The sequence below is a fragment of the Phenylobacterium sp. genome (assembly GCF_031984885.1).
In the GTDB taxonomy this organism is placed as follows: domain Bacteria; phylum Pseudomonadota; class Alphaproteobacteria; order Caulobacterales; family Caulobacteraceae; genus Phenylobacterium.
The window spans coordinates 21,173-27,844 of the sequence record NZ_DAMABV010000023.1 but is presented as its reverse complement, the minus strand read 5'-3'; the positions used below and the strand labels follow the sequence as shown (position 1 = coordinate 27,844).

Annotated in this window: 8 protein-coding genes; 3 read left to right on the top strand and 5 right to left on the bottom strand. The window is 71.1% G+C overall.

Translation table 11 applies throughout. From position 1 onward, the window contains the following. Window positions 1-123 precede the first annotated feature (123 nt). Window positions 124-1,779 carry a M28 family metallopeptidase gene (locus tag RTL41_RS20285; RefSeq protein WP_312167106.1) on the top strand — a complete coding sequence of 552 codons (1,656 nt, stop codon included), beginning with the start codon at window positions 124-126 and terminating at the stop codon, window positions 1,777-1,779. Here the strand turns inward: RTL41_RS20285 and RTL41_RS20280 are convergent. The 4 genes from RTL41_RS20280 to RTL41_RS20265 form a co-directional block, all read right to left on the bottom strand. Further along, on the bottom strand, window positions 1,776-2,243 hold the full coding sequence (locus RTL41_RS20280; protein ID WP_312167104.1) for a hypothetical protein: 468 nt from the start codon (window positions 2,241-2,243) through the stop codon (window positions 1,776-1,778). The two genes, RTL41_RS20285 and RTL41_RS20280, sit on opposite strands and share 4 nt — an antisense overlap. Before the next feature lie 13 nt (window positions 2,244-2,256). Beyond that, window positions 2,257-2,562, bottom strand: coding sequence for a hypothetical protein (locus RTL41_RS20275; RefSeq protein ID WP_312167102.1), 306 nt, complete (start codon window positions 2,560-2,562; stop codon window positions 2,257-2,259). A gap of 378 nt (window positions 2,563-2,940) precedes the next feature. Further along, window positions 2,941-4,209, bottom strand: a complete 1,269-nt coding sequence (fabF, locus tag RTL41_RS20270; protein ID WP_312167100.1) for a beta-ketoacyl-ACP synthase II — start codon at window positions 4,207-4,209, stop codon at window positions 2,941-2,943. 5 nt (window positions 4,210-4,214) lie between these two features. Further along, the gene (locus RTL41_RS20265) at window positions 4,215-4,664 is read right to left on the bottom strand and encodes a MarR family winged helix-turn-helix transcriptional regulator (protein ID WP_312167098.1); all 450 of its coding nucleotides are present in this window, start codon (window positions 4,662-4,664) and stop codon (window positions 4,215-4,217) included. Between the two features lie 125 nt (window positions 4,665-4,789). Here RTL41_RS20265 and RTL41_RS20260 point away from each other — a divergent pair, with 125 nt between their 5' ends. Further along, window positions 4,790-5,371, top strand: a complete 582-nt coding sequence (locus RTL41_RS20260) for a histidine phosphatase family protein (RefSeq protein ID WP_312167097.1) — start codon at window positions 4,790-4,792, stop codon at window positions 5,369-5,371. Between the two features lie 119 nt (window positions 5,372-5,490). Continuing rightward, window positions 5,491-5,853 carry an STAS/SEC14 domain-containing protein gene (locus RTL41_RS20255; protein ID WP_312167096.1) on the top strand — a complete coding sequence of 121 codons (363 nt, stop codon included), beginning with the start codon at window positions 5,491-5,493 and terminating at the stop codon, window positions 5,851-5,853. Here the strand turns inward: RTL41_RS20255 and RTL41_RS20250 are convergent. Next, entirely contained in the window at window positions 5,850-6,653 is an 804-nt protein-coding gene (locus tag RTL41_RS20250) for a LytTR family DNA-binding domain-containing protein (protein WP_312167094.1), read from the bottom strand. The two genes, RTL41_RS20255 and RTL41_RS20250, sit on opposite strands and share 4 nt — an antisense overlap. Window positions 6,654-6,672 lie beyond the last annotated feature (19 nt).

Genomic DNA, 6,672 nt, shown 5'->3' with positions numbered 1-6,672 from the left:
AAACGCCGTCCTCAGAGACCTAACAGCCCCAAAAACTCAACTGACTTGATGACACATCTGGGTCTGCTTTGGTCGGGGCAAACACCTGCTGTAGGTTTCGGCGCTCAAGTTCCAGGAGTTCCCATGATCCGCACCGTCGCGCTGTCGCTCGCCCTGTCGCTGCTCGCCACGAGCGCCCTGGCCCAGGAGCCGATCGATCCGGCGCGGCTGTCGTCGATCACCAGGGTGCTGGCCTCGGACGAGTTCCAGGGCCGCTCGCCCGGGACGCCCGGCGAGGCCCGGACGGTCGAGTACCTGGTGGCGGAGTTCAAGGCCCTGGGGCTGGAGCCGGCCGGGGATGCGGGCGCCTATACCCAGGACGTGCCGCTGCTGCGCACGCAACTGAAGGAGGGCGGGGTGTTCTCGCTGGACCTCAAGGGCGTGGTCCGGACGCTGGAGCGCAACGTCGACGTCACCGCCACCACCCTGCGGCCCGTCGACAGGGTGGAGATCGAGAAGGCGCCGCTGGTCTTCGTCGGCTACGGCGTCACCGCGCCCGAGCGCGGCTGGGACGACTTCAAGGGCGTCGACCTGACCGGCAAGGTCGCGGTCTTCCTGATCAACGATCCCGACTTCGAGGCCCAGGCGGGTGAGCCGGTGGCGGGCAAGTTCGGCGGCCAGGCGGCCACCTACTATGCGCGCTGGACCTACAAGTTCGAGGAGGCGGCGCGGCGCGGGGCGGTCGGCGCGCTGATCATCCACGAGGCGCCGGGCGCGGGCTATGGCTGGAGCACGGTGCGGGCCTCGAACGGCGAGGGCTTCGACATCGTCCGCGCCGATCCGGCCAAGGAGAAGGTGCTGCTGCAGGGCTGGCTGAGCGGGGAGGCCGGGCGCGAGCTGCTGGCCGCCGCCGGCCAGGATTTCGATGCGCTGAAGGCCAGGGCGCGGCGCGCCGACTTCCAGCCGGTCGCCCTGGCCGGGACCAGCTTCTCGGCCAGCTACGGCCTGACGCACGACCAGATCGTCAGCCGCAACGTCATCGGCAAGATCACCGGCGCGCGGCATCCGGACGAAAGCGTGATGTTCGCCGCCCATTGGGACGCCTATGGTCTGGGCGCGCCCGACGCCCAGGGCCGCACGGTGCGGCCGGGCGCGCTGGACGACGCCATCGGCGTGGCCGGGACCATGGAGATCGCGCGCGCCTTCAAGGCCGGGCCGGCCCCGGACCGCACCCTGGTCTTCGCGGCCTGGACGGCCGAGGAGCGCGGGCTGCTGGGGTCGGAATACTATGGCGTCCACCCGACCGTGCCGCTGGAGACCATGGTCGCGAACCTGACCATGGACGTGCTGCAGCCCAACGGCCTTTCCAAGGACGTGGTGCTGATCGGGGCGGGGCAGAACGCGCTGGAGGACATGCTGGCCAAGGCCGCCGCCGCCCAGGGGCGGACGGTGACGCCCGACGCCCATCCCGAGCGGGCGCTGTTCTATCGGGCCGACCACTTCTCGCTGGCCCGCAAGGGCGTGCCGGTGCTGCTGCTGATGGGGCTGGGCGGCGGGGCCGACCTGGTGAACGGCGGCCGGGCGGCCGGCGACAAGTGGGTCAGCGACTATACGGCCAGCGCCTATCACACGACGGGCGACGCCTGGTCGGCGGACTGGGACCTGCGCGGCGCGGCCCAGGACGTGGCGCTGTTCTACGAGATGGGCAAGGCGCTGGCCGGCGGCCGGGCCTGGCCCAACTGGAAGGACGGCTCGGAGTTCAAGCCGCTGCGCGACGCCAGCGCGGCCCAGCGGCGCTAGAGTGGCGATTCCTCGGCCGTCTCGTCCCTGAGCAGGCCGCCGCGGCGGATGGCGGCGATCATCATCTGGAGATCGCGGCGGTTGCTCTGCAAGGCGTGCTGCACCTCGGGGCGGCGGTAGACGTCGCCGGGGATGATCACCCGCCGGCCCCTGACGCGCGCGCAGTAGCCGAGGTCCACCAGCCGGCTGACATAGCGCCGGGCGGTCTCGCGCGGGATGTTCAGGGACTCGGCGATCGAGAGCGCGCTGACCGGGCGGCGCTGGTCGTCGGGCGCGATGCCGTCGGGGCCGAACTGGCCGGCGTGGCGCTCCACCGGCAGGTGGCTGACCGTGGCCTGGCCGATGGCCATGAACACGATGGCGAGCAGCATGTCGCCTTCGAACACCTCGCTGGTGTTGGCGAGCGTGCGCAGCAGGTAGTTGCCGCTCAGCCGCGCCAGGAACATGTCGTTGGGGTCCTGCATCGGAGCCGCCGCGTCAGGCGTCGCGGTCTTCGGCGAGCGGCCGCAGGCGGATCTCGAGCCCGCTGTTGGTCAGCTCGGTCCGGAACGCCTTGCTGAACGCCCAGGCCTCGGCCCGGCCCAGCAGCACGCGGCGGAAGGGCGGGCAGGCGAAGGGCGTGGCCGAGGCCGGCTCGGCGTACTCGCGCAGCAGGGCCTGGACGCCGGACTTCAGGCGGCTGGTCTCGACCTGCGGCAGGCGCGGGCGCATCGCGTCGACCAGTTCATCGACGGTGGCCGGTTCGCCGATCGTGCGCAGGCTGGTGACGACGGCGATAAGCATTCGGGCCTTCTCGGCGGCGGTGTGCTGCGAACGAAGACGATCCGTCGGGAAATTGATGATCGTCATTGGCGCCGTCCCGGACGGCGTATTGTAACGCCATGTAAAATCCAGATCAGACTACGTCGGGTATACGACGGTGTTGATGCGTGGTCGGCGCAATCGGGACGCCTTATATTGAGATTCTTCATGGGGTGGTCACGACGCTAAGCTGGACAACTAAGGCCGATACCCGCGCTTGGATAGCTAACAACTTCTGAACGGAAGGGCCGCAGTTCCCCATATTGGGGAAGCTGGAGGGCACGGCGCCGCCGATCCGCACCCAGGGGTGCGGACGGGCGGCCTGGAAACATCTTCTGGATGCGCCGGGCGGCGCGGGCCTCAGCCCTGCCAGCGCTTGAAGATCACGCTCGCATTGACGCCGCCGAAGCCGAAGCCGTTCGAGAGGGCGTGGTCGAAACTCGCCTGGCGCGAGGTCAGGGCCACCAGGTCGAGGCCGGCGGCGTCCTCGTCCGGGGTCTCCAGGTTGAGGGTCGGGGGGATCACCTGGTCGCGCAGGGCCAGCACCGTGAAGATCGCCTCCAGCCCGCCGGCGGCGCCCAGCAGGTGGCCGGTGGCGGACTTGGTGGAGCTGATCGCCGGGCCATGGCCGGTTCCGAACACCGACTTGATGGCGGCCAGCTCGCCCTTGTCGCCGACCGGGGTCGAGGTGGCGTGGGCGTTGAGGTGGCCGATGGCCGAGGGCTCCAGCCCCGCCTGGGCCAGGGCCATGCGCATGGAGCGGGCCGCGCCGTCGCCGTCCTCGGGACCGGCGGTCAGGTGATAGGCGTCGGCGCTGGTGCCGTAGCCGACCAGCTCGGCGATCGGCCGGGCGCCGCGGGCCAGGGCGTGGTCGAGGGACTCGATCACCATGATCCCGGCCCCCTCGCCCATGATGAAGCCGTCGCGGGCGGCGTCGAACGGGCGCGAGGCCTTGGCCGGCTCGTCGTTGAAGGCCGAGCCCAGGGCGCGGGCGGCGGCGAAGGCGCCCAGGCTGACGCGGTCGATGGTCGCCTCGGCCCCGCCGCAGACGGCGATGTCGGCGTCGCCGGCGCGGATCATCCGGGCCGCGTCGCCGATCGCCTGGACCCCGGCGGCGCAGGCGGTGACCGGCGCGCCCAGCGGCCCCTTGTAGCCATAGCGGATCGAGACCCAGCCAGCGGCGAGGTTGGCCAGGAACGAGGGCACGGTGAAGGGCGAGAGCCGCCGCACGCCGCGCGCGTCGGTGATCCGCACCGCCTCGGCGATGGCCGGGAAGCCGCCGATGCCGGTGGCGATGACGGTGGCGGTGCGATGCTTCTCAGCCTCGCTCTGCGGCGACCAGCCCGATTGGGCGACCGCTTCGTCGGCGGCGGCCAGGGCGAACTGGATGAAGCGGTCCATCTTCTTCTGGTCCTTGCCGGGGACCGCGGCGTCGAGGTCGAACCCGGCTTCCGGGTCCTCCTCGCGCGAGGGCGCCATGCCGGCCACCTGGGCGGGCACGTCGGGGGCCAGGTCCTGGGGCAGGCGGCGCAGGCCCGACTGGCCGGCGACCAGCCGCGACCAGGCGGTTTCGGTTCCCGATCCCAGGGGCGAGACCACGCCCTGACCTGTGACGACGATTCTACGCATCTCACTCACCTTTCAGCTCTCTCAAGGGCCAGGGCCGCACGTTCCAAGCGCACCAGGGCCTGACGGGTTTCGTCGGCGTCGGCGTCCAGCCGGGCGGCGAGGTCGGCTTGCGCCTGCCGCCAGGCGGGGAGGGTGGTCATGATCAGGTCGGCGCCGGCGGGGGTGACCGCAAGCCGGCGGCCGGCGCGCCCTCGCCCGCCCTCGCCCGCCACCAGGCCGCGGGCCTCCAGGAGCTTGAGGTTGCGGACCAGGGCCGAGGGCTCGACCCCCACCTCTTCGGCCATGGCCGCGATCGAGCGATGCTCGCCCCGGGCGATGACGCCCAGCAGCACGTACTGGCTGATGTTGAGGCCGAAGGGCTTGAGGCGCAGGTTGAACGCCCGCGTCACCGCCCGCGCCGCCTTGCGGCTGCGGTGGCCGAAGCAGAACCAGAGCATGTCGTCGGGTGGCGGCATTATCCGGTATATACAGGATTGTCGGAGGCGCCCCAAGACCGCAGGCGGAGTCTGGCGCGCGACGCCGACCTCGGGGATAAACGGCGGCAAAGCCGGGCGCGCCGGCGCGAAGGGGAAACGAGACCATGGAACTGATCCTCATCCGTCATGGCCTGCCGGTGCGGCGCGACGACAGCGCCGATCCCGACCTGTCGGCCGAGGGCCACGACCAGTCGCGCAAGGTCGCCGACTGGCTGGCGCACGAGGGCGCCGACGCGGTGTGGTCCAGCCCGATGCGCCGGGCCGTGCAGACCGCCCAGCCGTTCGCTGAGCGCTTCGGCCACGCCATCAACGTCCACGAGGGCGTCGCCGAGTTCGACCGCGACTCCGGCGCCTACATCCCGATGGAGGTGCTGAAGCGCGAGAACTACGAGGCGTGGCTGGCCATGGCGACCGGCGACCACGCCATGGACATCGAGGCGTTCAGCGCCGCCGTCGTCGGCGGGCTGGAGGAGGTGATCGCCGCCCATCCGGGCCAGCGGGTGGCGGTGTTCTGCCACGGCGGCGTCATCAATGTCTGGACCGCGCATGTCCTGGGCATGGCGCCGCGGCTGTTCTTCGAGCCGGGCTACACCAGCGTGCACCGCTACATGTGCGCCCGCGCCGGCCAGCGGAACGTGGTGGCCCTGAACGAGCGCGCGCACCTGCGGGAGATGGCGGGGGCCTGAGGGCGCGGGCCTCGATTGATCTCATCGGACCGAAATAGCTGGCGGCGGTCCGAAGCCTTGATCGCCCTCAATGCGTTGCTTCCGGCTGAGGCGGAGATTCGCCGGACAGGAGGACGGGCATGCTGGACATCAAGATCGACGAGGCCGCGGGCTATATCGAGCTGACGGTCGACGGGGCGATCGACCGGGCCGGGTACGAGGCCGCGGTCGCCGCCATCGAGGCGCTGCTGAAGACCCACAAGAAGATCAATGCGGTCGAGGTGGTGCGCAGCTTCGCGGGCATGGAGCCGAGCCTGTGGTGGCGTGACCTCAACTACAGCTTCTCGCGGCTGGACTCGTTCGGGCGCTGCGCGGTGGTCACCGACAACGGCTGGATGGGGCCGATGGCGCGATTCTTCGCGGCCTTCCTGTCGATCGAGGTGCGGACCTTCGACCTGAAGGACCTGGAGGCGGCGCGGGCCTGGGCCAAGGACGGCGCCTAGCCGGCGCGCAGCCGGGCCAGGGCGCCCGGAAAGCGGCGCGACAACGGCGCCTCGATGTCGCCCAGGCGGACCGCATAGTCGCCGGACTTCTCGGGCCGCAGCTCGGTGACGCGGGCGGCGTTGACCAGCCAGGAGCGGTGGGTGCGCACGAAGCCCAGCGGCGTGAGCTGCGCCTCGACGGCGGTGAGCGAGGAGCGCATCAGCGGCTTGCGGCCGTCGGTCAGGGCGAACTCGACATAATTTCCGGCCGAGGTCGCCGCGAGGATGTCGGCGGCGGGGACCCGGATGACCCTGGCGCCGTCGCGGATGTCGAAGGTGGCCGGCGCGGGGGCGGGTTCGGCCGGGCGCGGACCATAGAGCCGGGTCAGCGCCCAGAGGCCGGCGACGCCGAAGGTGTAGCCGAGCGCGTCCTTGCGCAGCTCGTAGACGAAGCGTTCGGCCAGGTCGAACTGGAAGGGCAGGTCCAGGGCCCGAAAGGCCAGCATCCGCAGCACCATGAAGCCGGTGACATGGGCGGCGGCGAAGGCCAGGAGCCCGGCCAGTTGCACCCCCAGCATCCGCCAGACCGGCCGCGCGCCCGGCGGGGCGATTCGGAAGGCGACGAAGGCGATCCACATGAAGGCCAGGGTCGAGACCGCGCTGGTGGCTTCCTCCACGGCGGGCATGATCCACGGGGCCTCCGGTCGGTCCCGGAAGGCGGTGAACATGTTGACGACGTTGAGCGCGACGATGGCGCCGCCGATCAGGGCGTAGGCCCGCCAGTAGAGCGCGCGCGTCCCGGATGCTTCCTTGCTCGTCACTGGCCGCTCACCGATCCTC

Bases quoted from the DNA above. Each gene is read 5' to 3' on its own strand.
- RTL41_RS20285 (WP_312167106.1), top strand. From the start codon at position 124: ATGATCCGCACCGTCGCGCTGTCGCTCGCCCTGTCGCTGCTCGCCACG.
- RTL41_RS20280 (WP_312167104.1), bottom strand. From the start codon at position 2,243: ATGCAGGACCCCAACGACATGTTCCTGGCGCGGCTGAGCGGCAACTAC.
- RTL41_RS20275 (WP_312167102.1), bottom strand. From the start codon at position 2,562: ATGCTTATCGCCGTCGTCACCAGCCTGCGCACGATCGGCGAACCGGCC.
- fabF (WP_312167100.1), bottom strand. From the start codon at position 4,209: ATGCGTAGAATCGTCGTCACAGGTCAGGGCGTGGTCTCGCCCCTGGGA.
- RTL41_RS20265 (WP_312167098.1), bottom strand. From the start codon at position 4,664: ATGCCGCCACCCGACGACATGCTCTGGTTCTGCTTCGGCCACCGCAGC.
- RTL41_RS20260 (WP_312167097.1), top strand. From the start codon at position 4,790: ATGGAACTGATCCTCATCCGTCATGGCCTGCCGGTGCGGCGCGACGAC.
- RTL41_RS20255 (WP_312167096.1), top strand. From the start codon at position 5,491: ATGCTGGACATCAAGATCGACGAGGCCGCGGGCTATATCGAGCTGACG.